At 64.0% G+C, this 23,611-nt stretch carries 18 protein-coding genes and 1 pseudogene; 14 read left to right on the forward strand and 5 right to left on the reverse strand.

Going from position 1 to position 23,611, the window contains the following annotated elements:
• Nucleotides 1–141: 141 nt before the first annotated feature.
• The 3 genes and pseudogenes from MF4836_RS36220 to fabI all read left to right on the forward strand — a co-directional run.
• Nucleotides 142–1,227: pseudogene (locus MF4836_RS36220) on the forward strand (cache domain-containing protein); the annotation flags it as partial.
• An 87-nt stretch (nucleotides 1,228–1,314) separates the two neighbouring features.
• Nucleotides 1,315–2,082 carry a methyl-accepting chemotaxis protein gene (locus MF4836_RS36225; RefSeq protein ID WP_421547590.1) on the forward strand — a complete coding sequence of 256 codons (768 nt, stop codon included), beginning with the start codon at nucleotides 1,315–1,317 and terminating at the stop codon, nucleotides 2,080–2,082.
• A 350-nt stretch (nucleotides 2,083–2,432) separates the two neighbouring features.
• Nucleotides 2,433–3,227 (forward strand): enoyl-ACP reductase FabI, encoded by a 795-nt coding sequence (fabI, locus tag MF4836_RS25600; protein ID WP_078472638.1) that lies wholly within the window; start codon nucleotides 2,433–2,435, stop codon nucleotides 3,225–3,227.
• Between the two features lie 144 nt (nucleotides 3,228–3,371).
• Here the strand turns inward: fabI and MF4836_RS25605 are convergent, their stop codons facing one another.
• The 4 genes from MF4836_RS25605 to MF4836_RS25620 form a co-directional block, all read right to left on the reverse strand.
• Nucleotides 3,372–3,920 carry a cupin domain-containing protein gene (locus MF4836_RS25605; RefSeq protein ID WP_078472639.1) on the reverse strand — a complete coding sequence of 183 codons (549 nt, stop codon included), beginning with the start codon at nucleotides 3,918–3,920 and terminating at the stop codon, nucleotides 3,372–3,374.
• Nucleotides 3,921–4,284: 364 nt separating this feature from the next.
• Entirely contained in the window at nucleotides 4,285–5,565 is a 1,281-nt protein-coding gene (locus MF4836_RS25610; RefSeq protein WP_078472640.1) for an NAD(P)/FAD-dependent oxidoreductase, read from the reverse strand.
• Nucleotides 5,566–5,624: 59 nt separating this feature from the next.
• Nucleotides 5,625–7,115 (reverse strand): aldehyde dehydrogenase, encoded by a 1,491-nt coding sequence (locus MF4836_RS25615; protein WP_078472641.1) that lies wholly within the window; start codon nucleotides 7,113–7,115, stop codon nucleotides 5,625–5,627.
• 33 nt (nucleotides 7,116–7,148) lie between these two features.
• Nucleotides 7,149–8,525, reverse strand: a complete 1,377-nt coding sequence (locus tag MF4836_RS25620) for a glutamine synthetase family protein (RefSeq protein ID WP_078472642.1) — start codon at nucleotides 8,523–8,525, stop codon at nucleotides 7,149–7,151.
• Between the two features lie 267 nt (nucleotides 8,526–8,792).
• Between MF4836_RS25620 and MF4836_RS25625 the strand changes: the two genes are divergently transcribed.
• From MF4836_RS25625 to MF4836_RS25645, 5 genes are all read left to right on the forward strand, one after another.
• Entirely contained in the window at nucleotides 8,793–9,554 is a 762-nt protein-coding gene (locus tag MF4836_RS25625; RefSeq protein ID WP_078472643.1) for a gamma-glutamyl-gamma-aminobutyrate hydrolase family protein, read from the forward strand.
• A gap of 245 nt (nucleotides 9,555–9,799) precedes the next feature.
• Nucleotides 9,800–10,942 (forward strand): polyamine ABC transporter ATP-binding protein, encoded by a 1,143-nt coding sequence (gene potA, locus MF4836_RS25630; protein ID WP_078472644.1) that lies wholly within the window; start codon nucleotides 9,800–9,802, stop codon nucleotides 10,940–10,942.
• 44 nt (nucleotides 10,943–10,986) lie between these two features.
• The gene (locus MF4836_RS25635) at nucleotides 10,987–11,868 is read left to right on the forward strand and encodes an ABC transporter permease subunit (RefSeq protein ID WP_161955769.1); all 882 of its coding nucleotides are present in this window, start codon (nucleotides 10,987–10,989) and stop codon (nucleotides 11,866–11,868) included.
• Nucleotides 11,865–12,755 (forward strand): ABC transporter permease subunit, encoded by an 891-nt coding sequence (locus tag MF4836_RS25640; protein ID WP_020298242.1) that lies wholly within the window; start codon nucleotides 11,865–11,867, stop codon nucleotides 12,753–12,755. Before MF4836_RS25635 ends, MF4836_RS25640 begins: the two co-directional genes overlap by 4 nt.
• A 42-nt stretch (nucleotides 12,756–12,797) precedes the next feature.
• Nucleotides 12,798–13,895 (forward strand): polyamine ABC transporter substrate-binding protein, encoded by a 1,098-nt coding sequence (locus MF4836_RS25645; protein WP_078472646.1) that lies wholly within the window; start codon nucleotides 12,798–12,800, stop codon nucleotides 13,893–13,895.
• 183 nt (nucleotides 13,896–14,078) lie between these two features.
• Here the strand turns inward: MF4836_RS25645 and MF4836_RS25650 are convergent, their stop codons facing one another.
• Nucleotides 14,079–15,590: an MFS transporter gene (locus MF4836_RS25650; RefSeq protein WP_078472647.1), complete on the reverse strand. Its 1,512-nt coding sequence runs from the start codon at nucleotides 15,588–15,590 to the stop codon at nucleotides 14,079–14,081.
• A gap of 138 nt (nucleotides 15,591–15,728) precedes the next feature.
• On the opposite strand from MF4836_RS25650, the gene MF4836_RS25655 reads away from it, so the two are divergent.
• The 6 genes from MF4836_RS25655 (at nucleotide 15,729) to MF4836_RS25680 (ending at nucleotide 23,585) form a co-directional block, all read left to right on the forward strand.
• A complete protein-coding gene (locus MF4836_RS25655) occupies nucleotides 15,729–16,619 on the forward strand; it encodes a LysR family transcriptional regulator (RefSeq protein WP_078472648.1) in 891 nt (296 codons plus the stop codon).
• Nucleotides 16,620–16,721: 102 nt separating this feature from the next.
• Nucleotides 16,722–17,246, forward strand: coding sequence for a DUF2867 domain-containing protein (locus MF4836_RS25660; RefSeq protein WP_078472738.1), 525 nt, complete (start codon nucleotides 16,722–16,724; stop codon nucleotides 17,244–17,246).
• A 25-nt stretch (nucleotides 17,247–17,271) separates the two neighbouring features.
• Nucleotides 17,272–18,468, forward strand: a complete 1,197-nt coding sequence (solA, locus tag MF4836_RS25665) for an N-methyl-L-tryptophan oxidase (RefSeq protein ID WP_078472649.1) — start codon at nucleotides 17,272–17,274, stop codon at nucleotides 18,466–18,468.
• A gap of 171 nt (nucleotides 18,469–18,639) precedes the next feature.
• The gene (locus tag MF4836_RS25670; protein WP_078472650.1) at nucleotides 18,640–19,080 is read left to right on the forward strand and encodes a CBS domain-containing protein; all 441 of its coding nucleotides are present in this window, start codon (nucleotides 18,640–18,642) and stop codon (nucleotides 19,078–19,080) included.
• A gap of 347 nt (nucleotides 19,081–19,427) precedes the next feature.
• Nucleotides 19,428–21,659, forward strand: coding sequence for an LTA synthase family protein (locus MF4836_RS25675; protein WP_421547239.1), 2,232 nt, complete (start codon nucleotides 19,428–19,430; stop codon nucleotides 21,657–21,659).
• Between the two features lie 294 nt (nucleotides 21,660–21,953).
• Entirely contained in the window at nucleotides 21,954–23,585 is a 1,632-nt protein-coding gene (locus MF4836_RS25680) for a methyl-accepting chemotaxis protein (protein WP_078472652.1), read from the forward strand.
• Nucleotides 23,586–23,611: the final 26 nt, after the last annotated feature.

The following is a 23,611-nucleotide window of genomic DNA, read 5'->3' on the forward strand; positions in this document are numbered from 1 at the left end:
TCCGCAGGCGTGCCGCACGGGTTGTACACAAAAAACGGTTAAAGATTTACCCCGCTCGGGCCGACATAACAGTGATAGCACTTGGCCACGCAGTTTATTTTTCGGCCATTTGCGCTGCCCTCCCCGCTGATGGTTGTCGTCATGAAAATAAAAAATAAGCTCGTGCTTGCGTTCGTCTCAGTCGCCTTTATCCCGGTCAGCCTGGTGGCGCTGATTTCCGTGCTCAACACCCGGACCCAGGCGGTGGATCAATTCATCGATGGCAGCACCCGGGAAATTCGCCAGATTGACGGCAATATCCGGCAGTTTTTCGACGCCAGCCAGCAGAACGTCGATCAGATGGCGGCCGATCCTGTATACACCTCGGTGGCCAGCCTGAAGGACTACCAGGCCGCCGATGCCGCCAGCCAGCCCCTGCCTGAAGCGGCCCGACAGGTCATCGAGCAGTTTGCGCGCTTTGGCAAGACCCACCCGGCGGCGGCGATCCTGTCCATCGGCCTGGAGGACGGCACCTACGCCAAATGGCCGGACGACCCGCAACTGGCCAAGTACGACCCGCGTGCACGTCCGTGGTACAAGGCCGCCATGGCCAGCCCGGGGCAAACCGTGCGCACCCCCGCCTATTACTACGACAAGGACGATGTGGCCCTGGTCGGCACCGCCCGGGCCCTGCTCGACAACGCCGGCAAAGCCAAGGGCGTGTTCGTGGTCAGCGTTTCCCTGAAAAACCTCACGGAACTGGTCAAGAGCATCAAGCTCGGCGAAAGCGGCTACGTGATGCTGATCGAAGACGGCACCGTGCTGGTCGACCCGCGCGACGCCAAGCACAGCTTCAAGCAGCTCAAGGACCTGGGCGCGCCCTATGCGCACCTGGCGGCCACCCCGCAGGGCTCCACCGAGGTGGAAATCGACGGCGTGCGCTACATGGCCAATATCTGGACGTCACCGGGCCTGGGCTGGCGCTACATCGGCCTGATCGAGTACAGCGAAGTCATGGCTGCGGCGACGCGCATGACCTACCTCACCGCCATTATCGTGGTGGTGCTGGCACTGATCTTCGCCCTGCTGGCGGCGGCGTTCTCCAAAGTCATCGTCAAGCCCATCGGCCAGGTCAGCACCGGCTTGCAGTCCATCGCCCAGGGCGAGGGCGACCTGCGCCGGGACCTGGTGGTCCAGGGCAAGGACGAAACCGCGGAACTTGCCGGCTGGTTCAACAAGTTCCTGGCCGCCATCCGCCAACTGATCCAGCACATCGGCGCCGCCTCGACCAATCTGCAGGATGCGTCCCGGGTCAACAGCGAGGTGGCCCACAACATGAACGACGCCGCCGGGCGTCAGCGTGAGGCGGTGGAGCTGGTGTCCACGGCCTTCAACGAAATGGTCGCCACCGCCAACGAAGTGGCCCGCTCGTGCAGCAATGCCGCCGAATCCGCCGAGAGCGGGCACCGTCGGGTGGCCGAGGGCAAACAGCAGATCGAGCTGACCACGGAAAACGTCAACCGCCTGGGCAGCCGCCTGACCGAGTCGTCCCAGGCCATGGTCGAGCTGGAAGCCGGTAGCCGCAGCATCAACCAGATCCTCGGCACCATCCGCGCCATCGCCGAACAGACCAACCTGCTGGCCCTGAACGCGGCCATCGAGGCCGCCCGGGCCGGCGATCAAGGGCGCGGCTTTGCGGTGGTGGCCGACGAGGTGCGGGCCCTGGCCAAGCGCACCTCCGACTCCACCGGGGAAATCGACCAACTGCTGGGCACCCTCGGCAGCAAGACCCAGGAAGTCTCGCAGAAGATGGAAAGCTGCCTCGACCTGTCCCGCGCCAGCGTGTCGTCCATCGAAAACGCCCGTGACAGCTTTGAAGGCATCCAGCTGTCGGTCAATGAAATCAGGGACCAGAACCTGCAAATCTCCGCCGCCGCCGAGGAACAGCACAGCGTTGCCGAAGAGATCAACCGGCACATCCAGCAGATCTACGACGAAGCGCGGCTGGTGGAAACCCTGGCCCATTCGGCGCAGGAAGATTCGGGTCGGTTGTCGCAACTCTCGGAAGAGTTGAATGGCCTGGTGGGGCGGTTCAAGTCGTAGGTTGCCCCTCCCCCTGTCACCGGCGGGTGCTGCAAAACGTGCCTGATCATCAGGCATCGGTTGCAGGGCCCCCGGCTCCTCCTGCTGAACGCCTGCGAACGCAAGCCATGTAACTCAGCACAGATTTCGTCCGTCATATTCCTGTTGCGCGATCCCCGGCTCTCGCCCCATGCCGCCCATTCCCTGGGCCGACATAGGCGCAGAGCCTGGAAACCGGCTCGCCTGCGCATGATTTCCAGCAGCCGAACCGAGGCCTGAAGTGCTCATGCCTCGGATTATGCGCCGCTGTTCAAGGCCTACTGAAAGCGCCCGGCAGCGGCAGTAAAAAGCGAATTTTCAAGGAGCAACACATGGGTTTTCTCACGGGCAAACGCGTTCTGATCGTCGGTGTCGCCAGCAAGTTATCCATTGCATCGGGCATTGCCGCGGCCATGCATCGCGAAGGCGCCGAGCTGGCCTTCACCTACCAGAACGAAAAGCTTCGCGGGCGAGTGGAGGAGTTCGCCACTGAGTGGGGCTCCAACCCGGGGCTGTGCTTCCCCTGCGATGTGGCCAGCGATGAGGAGATCGCCCAGGTCTTCGAAAAGCTGGGCCAGCAATGGGATGCACTGGACTGCATCGTGCACTCGGTGGGCTTTGCGCCTGGCGACCAGTTGGACGGTGACTTCACCGAAGCCACCACCCGCGATGGCTTCCGCATTGCCCACGACATCAGCGCCTACAGCTTTATCGCCCTGGCGAAGGCCGGGCGGCCGATGATGAAGGGCCGTAACGGTAGCCTGTTGACCCTGTCTTACCTGGGCGCCGAGCGCACCATGCCCAACTACAACGTCATGGGCATGGCCAAGGCCAGCCTGGAAGCCGGCGTGCGCTACCTGGCCGGCAGCCTCGGCCCGGAAGGCACCCGCGTCAACGCGGTATCGGCGGGCCCGATCCGCACCCTCGCCGCTTCCGGGATCAAGAACTTCCGCAAAATGCTCGCCGCCAACGAAGCGCAAACGCCTCTGCGGCGCAATGTGACCATTGAAGAAGTCGGCAACGCCGGTGCCTTCCTCTGCTCGGACCTGGCCTCGGGTATCAGCGGGGAAATCATGTACGTGGATGGCGGGTTCAACACCACGGCCATGGGCAACCTGGACGATTGACCCAAGGGATGTGCCGCTTCAGGTGGAAGCGGCATTCCCCTCAGGCACGCGGCATGCCTGATCGCGCGCGGTGCCTGGATTGGGGGCGCCGGGCGCCCCAGCGGGAGCAAGCTCCCTCGCCACAGAAGCCCTGCCCAACCCTACCTAGAAGTTCGCCGGCGTATTCGCGCTGATGATTTCCGCCTCATCCTGCCCGATATTGCGAAACCTGTGGGGCAAGGTGGTGGGGAAGTAATAGCCATCCCCCGGATTCAATATGCTGACCTGGCCATCGACGGTGAGCTCGACGGTGCCACGGGTGACAAGACCACACTCCTCGCCTTCGGCATGCACGATCGGTTCTTCGCCGGAGCTGGCGCCGGGGGCGTATTGCTCCCGCAGAAAGCGCATCTGGCGGCTGGGGATCGGTGCGCCCACCAACAGCAGGCGCAGGCCGTCGCGGCCCAGGTCGGGCTGTTCGTTGGCGCGGAAGATGTATTGGTGTTCCCGTGGCGGCTGGTCGAAGGTGAAAAAGTCCGCCAGGGACATGGGGATGCTTTCCAGCAGCTTTTTCAGGGAGCTGACGGAGGGGCTGACGCGATTCTGTTCGATCAGGGAGATGGTGGCGTTGGTCACGCCGCTACGACGGGCCAGCTCGCGCTGGGAGAGTTTGTAGCTTTCGCGAACGAGTTTGAGTCGGGTGCCCGTGTCCATAACAGCCTTATGTGAGAGGAACTTAAGGGTATTTTGCGGCGGTTGGGTCGCGAACTTCGCGATTTGGCTGCCCCTGGAGCCTGAAAGGCGGCTATTTAAACATGTTTGCCACAGGTGCTGTAAAGACTGGCGATGAGGGGAATGACGGGGGGATTTCGGGCTGGGTTGGCGCGGGCTACAGCCCCCTGAAACCCTGCCTTTTTGTGGTGAGGGAGCTTGCTCCCGCTCGGCCGCGCAGCGGTCGTCAATCAGGCGCTCGGGTTGTTTGGGTTGATCGCGGTCGCCCGGTTTGGGAGGGCTGCGCCCTCCAGCGGGAGCAAGCTCCCTCGCCACAGGAAGCGCTCAGCACTGGAGGGCGGTGGCGTCAGATACCGAAGCGGTCGCGCAGGGCGTAGTAGGCGGCGCCCATGGCTGTAAGCGGGGCCTGGAAGGTACGGCCGCCGAACATCGGCATGTGCGGCAGGGAAGCAAAGGCGTCGAAGCGTTCGGCGTCACCACGGATCACTTCGCTGATCAGCTTGCCCGCCAAATGCGAACAGGTGACACCGTGCCCGCTGTAGCCCTGCATGTAGTAGGCATTCTTTTCGATACGGCCAAATTGCGGCATGCGCGACATGGTCAGCAGGAAGTTGCCGGTCCAGCGGTAGTCGATCTTGACGTCTTTCAGCTGCGGGAAGGTCTTGAGGATCTTCGGCCGGATCAGCTGTTCGATGTCGTCCGGCTCGCGGGCGCCATAGACCACGCCACCGCCATACAGCAACCGGTTATCAGCGGTCAGGCGATAGTAGTCGAGCAGGTAGTTGCAGTCTTCGACGCAGTAATTGTTAGTGATCAGGCTGCGCGCGACTTTTTCCGACAGCGGCTCGGTGACCACGATCTGCGAACCGCAAGGCATGCTTTTGCGGGTCACCCGTGGGTCGAGGTTTTGCGGCAGGTAGGCGTTGCCGGCGATCAGCAGGTACTTGGCCCGGACCACGCCCTTGGCCGTACGCACCACGTTGGGTTCGCCGTAGGTGATTTCCTCGGCCGCCGATTGCTCGAAGATCTTGCCGCCCAGGCCGATGATGGCGCTGGCTTCACCCAGGGCCAGGTTCAGCGGGTGGACGTGGCCGCCCTGCTTGTCCAGCAGGCCGCCAACGTAGTTGTCACAGCCCACTTCACGCGCCATGTCCTTGGCATCGAGCAGCTGCAGATTGCGGTTGCCGTAGCGCTCCCAGCTGCTTTTCTGTTCAGCCAGGCCCTTGAGCTGCTTTTTGTTCAGCGCGGCGAAGATCCCGCCCGGGCGGTAGTCGCACTGGATGTCGTAGTGCTGGATGCGCTGGCGAATGATATCGGCGCCTTCGAACATCATGCTGCCGAGGATTTCGGCGCTCTTTTCACCGTAGCGCTGTTCGATCACATCCACGTCACGGCTGTAGGAGTTGACCAGTTGCCCGCCGTTGCGCCCGCTGGCGCCGAAGCCGACCTTGGCCGCTTCGAGCACGGTGACGCTGTAGCCGGCTTCGGCCAGGAACAGCGCCGACGACAGGCCGGTATAACCGGCGCCAATCACACAGACATCGCACTCCACCAGTTCTTCAAGCACGGGGAAGTCGCCGGTGTGGTTGCGGGTCGCGGCGTAGTAGCTGTTTACATGAGGTTGCATGGTTCGGACTCCCGGGCGACTGGCCGGCGCAGGCCGGCAATCGCCGTTGTTATTAGGGCTTAGAGCTTGATCCAGGTGGCTTTGAGCTCGGTGTACTTGTCAAAGGCGTGCAGCGACTTGTCGCGGCCATTGCCCGACTGCTTGAAGCCGCCGAACGGCGCGGTCATGTCGCCGCCGTCATACTGGTTGACCCACACGCTGCCGGCGCGCAGGCCCCGGGCGAAGCGGTGGGCGCGGCTGAGGTTGGCGGTCCACACCGCAGCCGCCAGGCCGAAGATGCTGTCGTTGGCGATCGCCAGCGCTTCTTCTTCGGTGTCGAAGCTGATCAGCGACAACACCGGGCCGAAGATTTCTTCGCGGGCGATGGTCATGGCGTTGGTCACGCCGTCGAAAATCGTCGGCTCCACGTACTGCCCGCCCGTGTCCTGCAGGGTGCGCTGGCCACCGACCAATAGCTGGGCGCCCTGCTCCTTGCCGATCTCGATATAGCGCAATACGTTGTCCAGTTGCCGCTGATCGACCACCGCGCCGACCTTGGTCGCCGGGTCCAGGGGGTGCCCCGGCTTCCAGGCCTGGAGCGCTTGCACCAGTAACGGAATAAATGCCTCGCGGATCGAGCGCTGCACCAGCAGCCGCGAACCGGCCACGCAGACTTCGCCCTGGTTGAAGGCGATCCCGGCCGCTGCCGCTTCTGCTGCGGCGCGCAGGTCCGGGGCATCGGCGAACACCACGTTGGGGCTCTTGCCGCCAGCCTCCAGCCACACCCGCTTCATATTGCTCTGGCCGGAATACGCCAGCAGTTGCTTGGCCACCCCGGTGGAACCGGTAAAGGCCAGCACGTCCACATCCATATGCAGGGCCAGGGCCTTGCCGACGGTGTGACCGTAGCCCGGCAGTACGTTGAACACGCCCGGGGGAATGCCGGCCTCGAGTGCCAGCCGGGCCAGGCGAATGGCGGTCAACGGCGACTTTTCCGAAGGCTTGAGGATGAACGAGTTACCCGCCGCCAGGGCCGGAGCGAACTTCCAGCTGGCCATGATCATCGGGAAATTCCACGGCACGATGGCTGCCACCACGCCGCAGGGTTCCCGCGTGATCAGGCCCAACTGGTCGTGGGGCGTGGGCGCCACTTCGTCGTAGAGCTTGTCGATGGCCTCGGCGCTCCAGCGGATCGCGTTGGCGGTGGCCGGCACGTCGATGGCCATGGAATCGCCGATCGGCTTGCCCATGTCCAGGGTTTCCAGGAGCGCCAGTTCTTCCTGATTCTCGAGGATCAGCTCGGCAAACCGGAGCAGCACCCGCTTGCGCGCCGCCGGGGCTTGCAAGCGCCAGACCCCGGATTCGAACGCCCGGCGTGCAGCGCCCACCGCCGCGTCGGCGTCGGCGGTATCGGTGCTGGCGACCCGGGCCAGAAACCGCCCGTCCACCGGGCTGATGCTGTCAAAGGTCTCGCCGCTTTCGGCCCAGCGGTACTCGCCGTCGATAAAGGCCCGGCCTTCAAGGCTCAGGGACTGGAAGTGCTGCTCCCAGTCATTGCGATGCTTGGTCATATGCAGTGCTCAACGCAAAAAGTGGGAGGGCCGTCAGACCGTGTGCAGGTACCAGTTGTACTCAAGGTCGGAAATCGAATTCTCGAACTCGGCCAGCTCACTTTCCTTGCACGCCACAAACACGTCGATGTACAGCGGGTCGATGTACCTGGCCATGACTTCGCTGTCGTCCAGCTCGCGCAGGGCGTCACGCAGGTTGTTGGGCAGGCTTTGCTCGTTCTGCTCGTAGGAGTTGCCTTCGACCGGCGCCCCCGGCTCGATCTTGTTGGTCAGGCCATGGTGAATACCGGCCAGTACCGAGGCCATCAGCAGATAGGGGTTGGCGTCGGCGCCGGCCACTCGGTGCTCGATGCGCACGGCATCCGCCGAACCGGTCGGCACGCGCACGGCCACGGTGCGGTTGTCGATGCCCCAGCTCGGCGAGTTCGGCACATAGAACTGCGCGCCGAAACGGCGGTAGGAGTTGACGTTGGGGCAGAGGAACGCCATCTGCGCCGGCAGGGTTTCCAGCACGCCGCCGATGGCGTGGCGCAGGGCGTCGTTGGTCTCGGGGTCTTCGCTGGCGAAGATGTTGTTGCCCTTTTTGTCGAGGATCGAGATGTGCACGTGCAAGCCATTACCGGCCTGGCCCGGGTAGGGCTTGGCCATAAAGGTGGTGTCCATCTCGTGGTCGTAGGCGATGTTTTTCACCAGGCGCTTGAGCAGTACCGCGTAGTCGCAGGCCTTGATCGGGTCGCTGACGTGGTGCAGGTTGACCTCGAACTGCGCCGGGGCGCTTTCCTTGACGATGGCGTCGGCGGGGATGCCCTGCTCTTTCGCGCCTTCAAGGATGTCTTGCAGGCAATCGACGTATTCGTCGAGGTCATCGATCAGGTAGACCTGGGTCGAATGCGGGCGCTTGCCGGAGATGGGCGAGCGCGGCGCTTGCGGGCGACCGTTCACGTTGTCCTGGTCGATCAGGTAGAACTCCAGCTCGAACGCGGCGCAGATAGTCAGGCCCAGTTCGTCGAACTTGCTCACCACCTGACGCAGCACTTCCCGCGGGTCGGCGAAGAACGGCTGGCCTTCGAGTTCATGCATGGTCATTAACAGCTGCGCGGTGGGGCGCTTCTGCCAGGGCTCGATGCTCAGGGTGTCCGGGATCGGGTAGCAGATGCGGTCGGAGTCGCCGATGTCCAGGCCCAGGCCGGTGCTTTCCACGGTGGAGCCGTTGATGTCCAGGGCGAACAACGAGGCCGGGAGGTTGATGCCTTTTTCGTACACCTTGTGCAGCGCGGTGCGTTCGATGCGCTTGCCGCGCACCACGCCGTTCATGTCTGCAATCAGCAGATCGACGTACAGGACCTCAGGGTGTTTTTTCAGAAAGGCGTTGGCTTCGTTGAGCTGAACGGCACGCAGTGGGACCGACATGATGCACCTATTGTGTTAATTATTATGTTCAAAGCTGTTTCGTGACAGCAGTCAATCCGAAAGGCAAAGTGAAGTCAATAGCGAACACCCGAGGTGTTTCGTTAATTATATTGACACCAATCAGGCCGATACAGGGCGCACACCCCGTTAATCAGCCTGATCACGCCATGCGGTGTTTATAATTTTTTACAGGAAAGTTGTTAATTAAAATCAACGAGGATAAGCTCTGGAAAAACTCGTTCCAGCGTGAATTTCGAGGTGATAAAAATGGCACTCAAGCCATTGATCGGTGTTACTGCGTGCGTCAAAGAGATTGGCCTGCACCCCTACCATGTCAGCGGCGACAAGTACTTGCGTGCTGTCAGCGTCGCGGCCCTGGGGTTGCCGGTGATCATCCCTTCCCTGGCGGACCTCTGCGAGATCAAGGATCTGCTGCGCTACGTCGATGGCCTGCTGTTTACCGGCTCGCCATCCAATGTCGAACCCTTCCACTATCAAGGCACTCCCAGCGCGCCGGGCACCGCCCATGACCCGCAGCGCGACGCCACCACCCTGCCCCTGTTGCGGGCGGCGGTAGAGGCCGGCGTGCCGGTCCTCGGTATCTGCCGTGGCTTCCAGGAAATGAACGTGGCCTTTGGCGGCAGCCTGCACCAGAAGGTGCATGAACTGCCGGGCTATATGGACCACCGCGAAGCCGACGACCCGCGCCTTGAAGTCCAGTACGCCCCGGCGCACCCGGTGGCGATCCAGCCCGGCGGTGCGTTCGAGGCCATGGGCCTGGCCGGCGAGATCCAGGTCAACTCGATCCACAGCCAGGGCATCGACCGCCTGGGCGATGGCCTGCGGGTCGAGGCCGTGGCCCCGGATGGCCTGATCGAAGCCGTTTCCGTGGAGCACAGCCAGGCGTTTGCCTTCGGCGTGCAGTGGCACCCGGAATGGCAGGTCCTGTCGAACCCGGCCTACCTGAGCATTTTCCAGGCCTTTGGCGATGCCTGCCGGCACCGTGCCGCGCAGCGTCAGCGCCTTTAACCCAAGGCAGCCCGCACAGGGTTGCAAGCACCCGAGTCACCGATTGACACGCCCTGCCCACCCGGCGCGCGCACTTCCGTGCGCCCGTCGTGCGGCGTGAACGGCAATACCTGAACAACAACAAGCAAGGCCAGGCAGCCAGGACGGCGGCGCCGAATAAACCTGCACAGCACTGACGGTGCAGGTTTGCAATCAACCTTATTAAGTCAGGCCGCATTGGCCCGACGACCTGTTGGGAGTTTCACATGGCAAACGCCTCCAGCATTTATCGCAAGGCTCTGGAAGGTCATCAGCAACCACAAAAGGTGCTGGTGAAGATCGACCGCGTGACCAAGAAGTTCGATGAAACCGTGGCCGTGGACGATGTGTCCCTGGAGATCCACCAGGGCGAGATCTTCGCCCTGCTGGGCGGCTCCGGTTCCGGCAAGTCCACCCTGCTGCGCATGCTCGCCGGTTTCGAACGGCCCACCGAAGGCCGCATCTTGCTGGATGGCGTGGACATCACCGATATGCCGCCCTATGAGCGGCCGATCAACATGATGTTCCAGTCCTATGCCCTGTTCCCGCACATGACCGTGGCCCAGAACATCGCCTTTGGCCTCAAGCAGGATCGCCTGCCGGCCAGCGAGATAGAGGCCCGGGTCGAGGAAATGCTCAAGCTGGTGCACATGACCCAGTACGCCCGGCGCAAACCCCACCAGCTCTCCGGCGGCCAGCGCCAGCGCGTGGCCCTGGCCCGCTCCCTGGCCAAGCGCCCGAAACTGCTGCTGCTCGACGAACCCATGGGCGCCCTGGATAAAAAGCTGCGCTCGCAGATGCAACTGGAGCTGGTGGAGATCATCGAACGCGTGGGCGTGACCTGCGTGATGGTGACCCACGATCAGGAAGAGGCCATGACCATGGCCCAGCGCATCGCCATCATGCACCTGGGCTGGATCGCCCAGATCGGCAGCCCGGTGGACATCTACGAAGCCCCGGTGAGCCGTCTGGTGTGCGAGTTCATCGGCAACGTGAATGCCTTCGACGGCACCGTGGTCGAAGACCTCGAAGGCCACGCCATCATCCACTGCCCCGAGCTGGAACAGCCGATCTACGTCGGCCACGGAGTCAGCACCTCGGTGCAGGACAAGTCGGTGACCTACGCCATCCGCCCGGAAAAAATGCTGGTCAGCACCGTCAAACCCGAGAACAGCTACAACTGGTCCCAGGGCAAGGTGCATGACATCGCCTACCTCGGCGGCCACTCGGTGTTCTACGTCGAGCTGCCCAGCGGCAAGATCGTCCAGTCGTTCATGGCCAACGCCGAACGCCGTGGCGCCCGGCCGACCTGGGACGACACCGTATACGTGTGGTGGGAAGACGACAGCGGCGTGGTACTGCGGGCATGAGTACTTCGACCATGAGCACTTTCAATCAGGCGTTGATCCGTGTGCTGCCCAGCGGTCGCAAGCTGGTGATCGGCATTCCCTTCCTCTGGCTGTTCCTGTTTTTCATGCTGCCGTTCTTCCTGGTGATGAAAATCAGCTTCTCAGAAGCGGCGGTGGCGATTCCGCCCTACTCGGAGATCTACAGCTTCGTCGACCAGAAACTCCAGGTGCTGCTGAACCTGGGCAACTACAGCCTGCTGGGCGCCGACGAGTTGTACATCTCGGCCTACCTGGGCTCGCTGAAGATCGCCCTGCTCAGCACCCTGATGTGCCTGGCGATCGGCTTTCCCATGGCCTATGCGATTTCCAAGGCGCGCAAGGAAGCGCAAAACGTGTTGCTGCTGCTGATCATGATGCCGACCTGGACCGCGATCCTGATCCGCGTCTATGCCTGGATGGGCATCCTCAGCAACAACGGCCTGCTCAACGCCTTCCTGATGTGGAGCGGCCTGACCTCGAGCCCGATCGAAATCCTCAACACCAACACCGCGGTGTACATCGGCGTGGTCTACGCCTACCTGCCGTTCATGGTGCTGCCGCTGTACGCCAACCTGGTCAAGCACGACCAGAGCCTGCTGGAAGCGGCTTCGGACCTGGGCTCGAGCAACTTCAACAACTTCTGGAAAATCACCGTGCCCCTGGCCAAGAACGGCATCGTTGCCGGGTGCATGCTGGTGTTCATCCCGGTGGTCGGCGAGTTCGTGATCCCGGAACTGCTGGGCGGCCCGGAAACCCTGATGATCGGCCGCGTGCTGTGGCAGGAGTTCTTCAATAACCGCGACTGGCCGGTGGCGTCCGCCCTGGCGGTGGTGATGCTGGCGATCCTGATTATTCCCATCCTGCTGTTCAACCGCAGCCAGGCCAAAGAAATGGAGGCACGGGCATGAAGCGTTTCAGTTTTTCGACCCTGATGCTGGTGCTCGGCTTGTTGTTCATCTATCTGCCGATGCTGATTCTGGTGATCTACTCGTTCAACGCCTCCAAGCTGGTGACGGTCTGGGGCGGCTGGTCGTTCAAGTGGTACCTGGGCCTGCTCGACAACACCCAACTGATGGGCTCGGTGGCGCGCTCCCTGGAGATTGCCTGCTACACCGCCGTGGCCGCCGTGGCCCTGGGCACCCTCGCCGCCTTCGTGCTGACCCGGGTCACCCGCTTCAAGGGCCGGACCCTGTTCGGCGGCCTGGTGACGGCGCCCCTGGTGATGCCCGAAGTGATCACCGGCCTGTCGCTGTTACTGCTGTTCGTGGCCATGGCACAGATGATCGGCTGGCCCATGGAACGCGGGCTGGTGACCATCTGGATCGCCCACACCACGTTCTGCGCCGCCTATGTTGCGGTAGTGGTCTCGGCGCGCCTGCGGGAGCTGGACCTGTCCATCGAAGAAGCCGCCATGGACCTCGGTGCGCGGCCATTCAAGGTGTTTTTCCTGATCACAATCCCTATGATCGCGCCCTCGCTCGCGGCGGGCGGCATGATGTCGTTCGCCTTGTCCCTGGATGACCTGGTGCTGGCCAGTTTCGTTTCCGGGCCCGGCTCCACCACCCTGCCGATGGAGGTGTTCTCCGCCGTGCGCCTGGGGGTCAAGCCGGAGATCAACGCCGTGGCCAGCCTGATTCTGCTGGCGGTGTCCCTGGTGACCTTCATGGTCTGGTACTTCAGCCGCAAGGCCGAAGCCAACCGCAAGCGGGCGATCCAGGAAGCCATGGAGCAGACCGCCAGCGAAACCTGGCAGGCGCAACCCAAGCAGCCACAACGAACGCCAGCGACGGCCTAGGCCGTCGCGTTTTACCCCACAACAAGAAATGGAGTTGGATGCATGAAAAGGTTTGGCAGGACTCTGCTCACACTGTCCCTGTTGGGCGCCATGGCTGGCGGCGCCCAGGCCGACGACAAGGTGCTGCGCGTCTATAACTGGTCGGACTACATCGCCCCCGACACCCTGAAAAAGTTCGAGGCCGAGACGGGCATCCACGTCACCTACGACGTTTTCGACAGCAATGAAACCCTGGAAGCGCGGCTGCTGGCCGGCAAGTCGGGCTACGACATCGTGGTCCCGTCCAACAGCTTCCTGGCCAAGCAGATCAAGGCCGGGGTCTACCAGCCCCTGGACAAGTCCAAGCTGCCCAACTGGAAGAACCTGAACCCGGTGCTGCTGAAAAACGCCGCCGCCAGCGACCCCGACAACGCCCATGCCTTCCCGTACATGTGGGGCTCGATCGGCATCGGCTACAACCCGGAAAAAGTCCGCCAGGCATTGGGCACCGACGCGCCGCTGAACTCCTGGGACCTGCTGTTCAAACCCGAGAACGCCGAGAAGCTCAAGGCCTGCGGCATCAGCTTCCTCGACTCGCCGACCGAAATGCTGCCCGCGGCCCTGCACTACCTGGGTTTCCCGGTGAACTCCCAGGACAAACAGCAGATCGCCCAGGCTCAGGACGTGTTCATGAAGATCCGCCCTTCGGTGGCGTACTTCCATTCGTCCAAGTACATCTCGGACCTGGCCAACGGCAATATCTGCGTGGCCGTGGGCTACTCCGGCGACGTGCTGCAAGCCCGCGCCCGGGCTGAAGAAGCCAACAACGGGGTGAAGATCGACTACAGCATTCCCAAAGAAGGCGCCGGCAGCTTCTACGACATGGTGGCCATCCCCCGGGACGCGAGCAACGTCGACAACGCCTATGCCTTCATGAACTTTCTGATGCGCCCGGACATCATCGCCGAGGTCACCAACAGCGTCGGCTACAGCAACGCCAACGCGGCGGCCACGCCCCTGGTGGACGAAGCGATCCGCAACGACCCGGCGTCCTACCCGCCTCAGGAAGTGCTCGCCACCCTGTACGCGATCCCCGACCAGCCCATCACCGTGCAGCGCCTGATGACCCGTGGCTGGACCAAGGTCAAGCTCGGCAAATAATCCCGGCGCGCCAGTACTCGGCGCGCCCCTCACTTCCGTTCCCGTCGCGCCTTACCACCGCGACCTTTGCTGCGAACGGCTTCACCCGGCCCCCCTCGGTTGGGGTGAACCCCTTGGCGCCTTCACCGCCCGCGTGAAAACCACTGCGTTTTCACACGGCCTGTCAGGGCGCCTTTTTTGCGTTCAACTGACACTGCCCAGCCGCGCGCGCCGCCAGGGAGCGAAGGTCAGGACACTGAACAGCGCCAGCCCGCAGACGCTCAAGCCGCCGTACAGCATCACCCAGCCAAAGCCATGGGCCAGGGCCGCCTGCGCCGAACCACCGGCCAGCCACGGCAAGCCCTCAAGCGCACCCTGGCCGGCGGCGATCTGCTCCGCCCAAAGGTGCACTTGCCCGGCATCCGGCACGCCGCTCAGGTGACGCTGCAGATAGGCGCCGACCCCGGCCACCAGGATCAGGCCCATCAAGGCGATATTCAGCGCCAGGGAAATCATCCGCGCGCTCATGTCGATGCCCGAGGCCATGCCCGCACGCTCGGCAGGCACCGAACCGGTGGTGGTGTTGGTGACCGGGGTATTGGTGATGCCCAGGCCGATCCCCGCCAGCAAGGCGCCGGGCAGTATCGCCAGGTCATTGACCGCCGCCCACTGGCTGGCACCGTACATCGCCACAAACCCCAGGCCGATGCAGGACAACCCCAGGGGGATCACCCGGCCGGGTTCGAAGCGCAGGGCCAGGCGCTCGCCCACTGGAGGAAAGACCAGGGTCGGCAAGGTATAGGCCAGCAGCGCCAGGCCGCTGTGCAGACTGTCGTAGCCCAGGGCGCTGTGAAAGTAGATCGGCAGGTAGATCATGAAGGGCCAGAAACTGAAGTTCATGCCCATGGACCCCAGCAACGCCCCGCAGAAACGACGGTTGCGCAACACCTCCCGTTCGAACATCGGTTGCGGGCTGCGGCGCTCGGCGCGGACAAAGGCGGCGCAACAGGCCAGGGTCGCCAGGACCATGAGCATGGCGCCGGGGCGGCTCAGGCTCGAGCCCTGGGTCAGGAGAAACGCCAGACCGAACACCGCCAGGGACAGCAGCACAATCCCCGCGCCATCCAGCTTGCCGGCCCGGGCCTGGCGCGATTCCTCCACCCCGCCCAAAGCCAGCCCCAGGGTCAGCAGCGCCAGGGGCCCGTGCACCAGGAAGATCCACGGCCAACTGGACAGCGCCAGGATCACCCCGCCGATGATCGGCCCAAACCCCAGGCCGATGCCAAACACCATGCCCCAGGCCGCGAAGGCCCGGCTGCGCTCCCGTCCCTGGCGAAACTGCTGGGACAGGATCGCCACCTGGGTGATCAGCATCGCGCCACCGGCCAGCCCCTGAAGCGCTCGACCGGCAATCAGCAGGTTCACGTCCTGCGCCAGGCCGCAGAGCAACGAGGCCAGGCCAAAGGCCAGGATACTCAGCACAAACACCCGCTTGCGCCCGAAGCGGTCGGCCAGGGCACCGGTGGCCATCAGCACCACGGTGCAGGCGATGGTGTAGGCGTTCATGATCCATTGCAGGTCCTTGAAATCACCCTGCAGGCGGCTTTCCAGGGCCGGGAGAATCACCGGCACGCTGGAGATTTCCAGGCCGAACATCAGCGCGGCCAGGCAGACCGCTGCCAGGGCCAGTGGGTTGGATGAAGGAGATGGTGACATCGAGTGGTTTCCAGAAAGAGGGTCGGCAGGTTTCAGCCGCTGGCGACTGCGGGCTCAAGTCTGGGCAAGCCCGCTTGATGACGGAAATGATTAAATTTTGTAGGATCCAGTAATTCCCATCATGAATGGCAGCCTGCCTTGAATATCGATCCCACCCTGCTGCGGGCCTTGGTTGCGGTCCATGAATGCGGCGGCTTCACCCGCGCCGGCAAACGCCTGAACCTCACCCAGTCGGCAGTCAGCCATCAGATCCGCCGCCTGGAAGAGCAACTGGGCCAACCCCTGCTGCTGCGCACCACCCGGCGCCTGAGCCTGACCGAAGACGGCCAGGACGTGCTGCAGCACGCGCAGCAGATCCTTGCCTCCCTGGATGCCTTGGCGCGGCGCTTCCAGCCTTCGCGACTGGGCGGCGTGGTGCGCTTCGGCGTCCCCGAAACCTTTATGGGCGAGCGTCTGCCGCCGCTGCTTTGCCAGTTCTCCCGGGCCTTTCCCGAGGTGCGCCTGGACGTCAGCGTCGGCACCTACCTCGACCTGCGCAAAATGCTCAAGGCCGGGGAACTGGACCTGGCGGTGGTGCTCTCGGAGACGGGGCGGCGGGACAACGGCGAAGTGCTGCGCAGTGCCCGCTTCGTCTGGGTCGCCGCCGAGCACTTCGACCTGGCCCCGGGGGCCTCCTTGCCCCTGGCCCTGGCGCCGGCACCCTGCGTCAACCGCCAGATCGGCCTCGACGCCCTGGGCGCAAGCGCCGGCAGCTGGCACCTGGCGTTCAGCTCGCCCAGCCAGGAAGGCATTCGCAATGCGGTGCTCGCCGGCCTCGGGGTGACCGTGCAAATGGCCAGCGACCTGCGCCCGGGCCTGCGCATTGTCGACGGCGAATACGGCCTGCCGACGCTGCCCGGGGCGCGCTTCCTGCTGGCCTGGAGCAGCGGCGAGAAGAGCGCGGCGGCCGAGGCGTTCGGCCAGTTGCTGGTGCACAACGCCGAGCCCCAGGCCCGAGGCATATCGGTGGCGAGGGAGACTGCGCCCTAGCCCGCGCAAGCTGCCAGCCCACAGAAGTGGTATTTTTCCCCGCGTCTGTCATGGCTAAGGGGCATGAAGCCCGAAGCCGCCATTTTTCAGGGAGCCGTACTGATGAAGTCACCCGTTCACCCTTGCCCGCTGCCCAGTGACTCCAGCATCGCCGCCCTGGCCGCCGGCGCGACTTTCATCGATTGCCGCCAGACCCTGGCGACTGATCCCGAACGCACAGCCATGCGCCATGTGCTGAACCTGATGAGCCAGACCCCGGCCTGGATCGACCACCTGATGAGCCTGCGCAACCGCGTGGTGCAGCTGTTCGGCCTCAAGGACCTGGGGCGCCTGACCCGGATCGACCTGTCCCGCCCCGACGAGAATTACCAGCCCGGCGACCGGGTTGGCATCTTCACCCTGATCTCCCAGCGCCCCGACGAGGTGCTGGTGGTGGACCGCGACAAACATCTGGATGTGCACCTGTCGCTGAACCTTCTGCCACTGACCGCCGATGGCCAACGGCCGGTGGTGCTGTCCACCGTGGTGCACCCGCACAACTGGCTGGGGCGCCTGTACATGCTGCCGGTGGCGCCGTTTCACCGGGTCATCGCGCCCATAACCTTGTCCGCCATCAATCGCCGCTGAACCTCCCTGTCCAAGGATTTTTGCCGTGCATACACCCGATTTCGATGTTGTTGTCGTAGGCCTGGGCGCCATGGGCGCCGCTACCCTCTACCAACTGGCCAAGCGCGGGGTGAAGGTGCTCGGCATCGACCGGTTCACCCCGCCCCACGACCTGGGTTCCAGCCATGGCGACACGCGCATCACCCGCCAGGCGGTGGGCGAAGGCGCGGCCTATGTGCCGCTGGCGATACGCTCGCAGCAGATCTGGCGCGAGCTGGAAAGCGAGCTGGAAAGCGAGCTGGATGTGCAACTGTTCGAACAGTGCGGGGTGCTGGTGATGACTTCCAGCGCCACCGCGCCCGCCGCCGACAGCGCCGCAGACTTCACCAAACACAGCATCGAGCTGGCGCGGCGCAACGGCATCGAGCATGAGGTGCTGGACGCGGCGCAGATTCGCCAGCGGTTCCCGCAGTTCGCGCCGATCCACGACAGTGCCCTGGGCTACTTCGAGCCCGGCGGCGGATATGTGCGCCCCGAACGTTGCATCGAGGCACAACTGACCCGCGCCCAAGCCCTCGGGGCGACCTGGATCGGCGGCGAAACCGTGACCGCGCTGGCCAACGAAGACGGCCTGGTGCGGATCACCAGCCAAGGCCGCAGCGTGACGGCGGGCAAGGCCATTGTCTGTGCCGGCATGTGGTCAAGCGAGCTGCTGGGGGCACCGTTCGACCAGTTGCTGCGGGTCTGCCGGCAAACCCTGTACTGGTTCAAGCTCGCGCAACCGACGCCCTTCGCCCCGCGCTCGCCGAGTTTTATCATCCACGGCGCCAGCGAGGCCGAGACCTGCTACGGCTTCCCGCCGGTACCCGGGGAAGGCAGCATGAAAATCGCCACCGAGCAGTACAGCGCCACCTCGCTGCCGGACACCCTGGATCGCCAGGTCAGCAGCGCCGAGGCCGAGCAGATGTACCGCCAGTTGGTGGCGGTCAATTTCACCGGGGTCACCCCGCAGTTGGTGAAGTCGGCGGTCTGCGCCTACACCGTGACTCCGGATTCGGGCTTTATCATCGACCAGCACCCGCGCCTGGCCAATGTCACGGTGGTCAGCGCCTGCTCCGGGCATGGCTTCAAGCACTCGGCGGCCATCGGCGAAGCCCTGGCCCAACGCTGTGTCGATGGCCGCAGCGATGTCGACCTGAGCGCCTTCAGCTTGCAGCGCTTCAGCAGCGGGCAGGCGCTATGAGCGGCTAAAAGCGCCGATCTTTGGGCTATTGGGCAAAAACAGCCTGGGTACGGCGTTTTTTCGTGCTTGGGCGACGCATTCAACCTTGCCGGTTGGGCCAGTCTCTACGATTCTGTAGGAACCCCTGCGGGCGATGCGTCGTCGCCCCAGGCACAACAACAGGAGCGCCCCATGAAGAGCGTCGCGCAAGTACTCAAGCTGAAGGCCCAACACAACCAGAAAGTCCACACCATCGCGCCCCACCAGATGGTGCTGGAGGCCCTGATGCTGATGGCGGAAAAAAACGTCGGCGCCCTGCCGGTCCTGGAAAACGGCGTGGTCGTGGGGGTCATCAGTGAGCGCGACTACGCGCGCAAACTGGTGTTGCACGGGCGGTCCTCGGTTGGCACCCCAGTCAGCGCAATCATGAGTTCGCCGGTGATCACCGTGGACTCGCACCAGAGCGTCGAGACCTGCATGGGCATCATGACCGACAGCCATCTGCGGCACTTGCCGGTGGTGGAGAACGGGCAGTTGCTGGGCCTGCTGTCCATCGGCGACCTGGTCAAGGAAGCCATCGCCGAACAGGCCGACCTGATCCGCCAGCTGGAGCAATACATCCGTGGCGAATAGCCCGTAGCCCCTGCCCCAGTCTCGGGCTGCGCTCGGACGTTGGCCCTGATCGATGCCGAAGATGCACCTGACACACCTCCGGCGTCCTCCAGGGCCAGCGCAGCCTCGTGCCTCGGCAGCGGCTACAGCCGTATGACGTAGGGCGTCGTTTAACAGCCTGAAACAGTTAATCCCCCCGATTCACCCGTTCAGCGCCTGTGCCCTGTCTGCGCGCCAGGGCTTGCAGCGCGCGGCATGCAGGCCACTTGCATCCCCGGCGAAGCATTCGCCAACACCTGCGTGGCCGGGAATATCCCCCATTTGCCCTCGTAGCCCGGTAACATCGCGCACACTTTTATGACCACTTAATGACTGGAACCCTCTTTGTGAATTTCATTCGTCACGGGTTGCAACACCCCCGCGCCGCGCTTATCGCCCTGATCGGCTGGGTGCTGGTCCTGCCCCTGGTCCTGCGCGCCGTGCTGGGCTGGTCCGAACCCCTGGGCTACGTCTCCGACCTGGCCATCGGCAGCCTGCTGGTGGTCACGCTGCATCGCCGGCCCTGGTGGCTGGCGCTGCCGGTGCTGCTGGTGTGGAGCCTGTTTACCCTGTCCACCGCGGAGCTGGTCACCGCTGTCGGCCGGTTGCCGACGCCGGCAGACCTGCACTACCTGATCGACCCGCAATTCCTGGGCAACTCCACCGGCGGCGGCATGTCCCAGCCCTGGATCGGCGTCGCCCTGCTCCTGGCCCTGGGCCTGTGGCTGGCCACTCGCTGGGCCGGCCGGGCCCATGCCGCCCCGCCCTTGCCGCGCTACAGCGGCTGCGTGCCGGTGCTGCTGTTGATCGCCCATTGGGGCACCCAGAATCTGCAGCCGTCCGAGGCTGACCAGTGGCGCCTGTTCAACCTGCCCCATCAACTGCTGGCCGCCGGTGTCGGTGAACTCCAGACCCGCGCCGAAGACTGGCTCGAAGGCGATATCGCCGATATCCCTCCACAGATGGCCGGGCTGACCCAGCTCGACCTGCAAGGGGAAAAACTGCTGGCGGCCCCGGGCCGGGCACGCAACGTATTGATCATTGCCCTGGAAGGCATCCCTGGGGCCTACATCGGCGCCAATCGCCAGGCGCTGCACAGCAGCTACCAGGAAAACCTCATGCCCAACCTCAGCCGCTGGGCCGAGCGCGGCATGAACACCCCGGACTACGTGCTGCACACCCACCAGACCATTCGCGGCCTGTACGCCATGCTCTGCGGCGACTACGACAAACTCGACAACGGCACGCCCAAGGGTGTGGAAATGCTCACCCAGAGCGAGCGCAACCAGGCCTGCCTGCCGGCCCAACTGCGCAAGAACGGCTTCGCCACCCACTACCTGCAGGGTGCGGGCCTGCGGTTCATGGCCAAGGACCAGATCATGCCGCACATCGGCTTTGCCGCGACCCACGGCCTGGAGTGGTTCAAGAACGACAACTACCTGGAATTTCCCTGGGGCAAGGACGACAAGGCCTTTTTCGAAGGCGCCCTGGATTACGTCGGCCAGCTGAAAAAACAGAAAAAGCCCTGGATGCTGACGCTGCTCACCGTCGGCACCCACCAGCCCTACTCCGCCCCCGACGACTACCTGCAACGCTACGACAGCCCCAAGCAGGCCGCCGTGGGTTACCTGGATGACGCCCTGGAACAGTTCCTCAGCGGCCTGGAACGCAAAGGCGTGCTCAAGGACACCCTGGTGGTGATCACCTCGGACGAATCCCACGGCATCGACGGCGTACGCCTGGCCTCTTCCTGGGGGTTCAACCTGACCCTGGCACCGGAGCAGGCGCAACTGCCGAGGATCAAGTCCGGGGTCTACGGGCATGTGGACCTGAGCGCATCGATCCTCGACTACTTCGCCTTGCCGGTGCCCTCCGCCCTCAGCGGCCGTTCGCTGTTTCGCGAGTACAGCAGCGGGCGCGAGATCATGTCCTACACCAACGGCAAGCTGCGTTACCACGATGGCCTGGGCACCCTGACCGAGTGCGACTTCCAGCAGCGCTGCCGCTACTACGCCAGCCCCGGCTTTATCGCCGAGCGCGCCACCCTGCTGGGGCAGTACGGCGGCCAGCGCGCGCGCCTGATCAGCGCCCGGGCCACGGCCCTGGACGGCACCCTGCTGCGCACGCCGTTGAACCAGCACTACCAGTTCGGCAGCCCGGCGGTGATCCCGTTGCAGGCGCAGATCAAGGATGACTGGGCCGACAACCTGATCGGCGCCCAGTACCTGGAAATGCCCAAGGGCTCGCAGACCAGCGTGCGCCTCAAGGTGCGCTCCCTGGACCCGCAACAGAACGCCTACATCCTGCTCAAGGCCAAGGAACTGGAGCAGGATGTGCAACTGGGCCTGCCGGACGGCGAGATGCTGGTGACTCCGGACCAGCCCCTGGAACTGGACTTCCGCTTCGCCAACCCGGAGTCGCGCAAAGCGTTCTCCTTCCACCTGCTGGGCTATGGCCATGGCGCCATTGAAGTCAGTGATTTCAGCGTGGTGACCGAAGTGCCCGGGCAGGAAGAAGCCCTGGACGATGTGCCGGACGACCACGTCGCCCAATCCAGTTGAGCCGCCGCCGTTGCCGCGCACCTCGACGCCGCGGCAACGGCATCACCACCTCGCCTCAGCCCCTGCCGCTACAGTGCTGCGAGCGCGCCCTGCGCCAGCTGCCGCCCCCACCGTTACCTGCTGAAACAACTGCGCCGACCATTCCGGCGATTAAAATTACCTGTACATGAAACTTTTTTTGTACAGCTTAAGTCCGACCGTTGATGTCATTTAAATATCAATAAGCCATCACTCGGCGTCCGCTGTGGCAGGCGCCCGTGACTTCTTCGGCCAACGGTTCAGGAACCACCTCCCATGTTTTCCAATCTGAGCATTTCGCAAAAGCTGTATGCAGGTTTCGGCCTGGTCCTGCTGATTATCCTGGTCCTGGTGCTCTCGGCGTTGCGCGGCTTCGATCAGGTCAGCAGCAGCGTCAAAAGCAACATCCACAGCTACGAAGTGATGAACGAATCCGGGTCCCTGCTACGCAGCCTGATCAATATCGAAACCGGCGTGCGCGGTTTTGCCCTGAGCGGCCAGGAGAGTTTCCTGCAACCCTTGCAGGACGGTGAAAAAGCCTTCGCCGAGTATTACGCCCGCATCAAGAGCAGCACCGCCGACAACCCGGCGCAGCAGTCGCGCCTGGAGCGCATCAAGGTCCTGCACGATCAGTGGATGCAGGACGATATCCAGAGCCACCTCAACCTGCGGCGTGCGGTGACCGCCGGCACCCAGCCGCTGTCGGCGCTGCTCGAGCAGATCGCCGCCGGCCGCGACAAGGCCAAGATGGATGGCATGCGCCAGCTGATCAGTGAACTGCGCGACGACGAACGAGCACTGCTGGAGAGCCGCTCCACCGCCATGGTCGAGGCCAAGCGCTCGGCTCTGGTGATCCTGATCGGCGGCGGCCTGGCCGCGGCAGTCCTGGCGCTGCTGGTGGCCTGGTCGCTGTCGTCGAACCTGGTGGGGCGCATCCGCCAGGCGGTGGACGTGGCCAAGGCGATTGCCGACGGGCGCCTGGACAGCAGCATCGCCAGCAGCGGCAAGGATGAAGTCAGCAACCTGCTCAGCGCCTTCGCCGTGATGCAGGAACGCCTGCGGAGCATGATCACCGGCATCAAGCAAGGCGCCGATCAGCTGGTGGTCGCGTCCCAGAGTATCTCCAGCGCCTCGACCCAGCTCTCGGCGTCGGCCCATGAACAATCCCACTCGGCCTCGTCCATGGCGGCCACGGTGGAAGAACTGACGGTCAGCATCAACCACGTGGCCGACAACGCCGGCGAAGCCCACGCCATGTCCAGCGACTCGGGGCGCCAGTCCGAGGAAGGCGGCAGCGTGATCCAGGACACCCTGGCCAGCATGCGTCTGATTGCCGACACGGTGCAGTCCTCGGCAACCCAGATCGCTGAACTGGACCAGCACTCCGAGCAGATTTCCAGCATTGTCAGCGTGATCAAGGGCATCGCCGAGCAGACCAACCTGCTGGCCCTCAACGCCGCCATCGAGGCCGCCCGCGCCGGCGAACAGGGCCGCGGGTTCGCCGTGGTGGCCGACGAAGTGCGGCTGCTGGCGCAACGCACCGCCAACTCGACCCAGGAAATCACCGAGATGATCAAGAAAATCCAGGTCGGCACCCGGGATGCCGTCACTCAGATGGACGTGGGGGTGGAGCAGGTGAAGACCGGGGTCGAACTGGCGCAGCAGGCCGGGGAAGCCATCGTCAATATCCGCCAGTCTTCAGGCAGCGTGGTGCGGGTGGTGGACCAGATCTCCCTGGCCCTGCGCGAACAGACCGCCGCCAGCCAGGACGTGGCGCGCAACGTCGAGCGCATCGCCCAGATGTCCCAACAGAACAGCCAGGCCGTGGAGGAAACCACCGCGACCGCGCGCTCGCTGCAGCAGTTGGCACAGAACCTCGAACAGCAGGTGAATGTGTTCCGCCTGTAAACCCGCCGGACCCAGCGCTTCACGCA

Source organism: Pseudomonas sp. MF4836 (assembly GCF_002018875.1).
In the GTDB taxonomy this organism is placed as follows: Bacteria; Pseudomonadota; Gammaproteobacteria; order Pseudomonadales; family Pseudomonadaceae; genus Aquipseudomonas.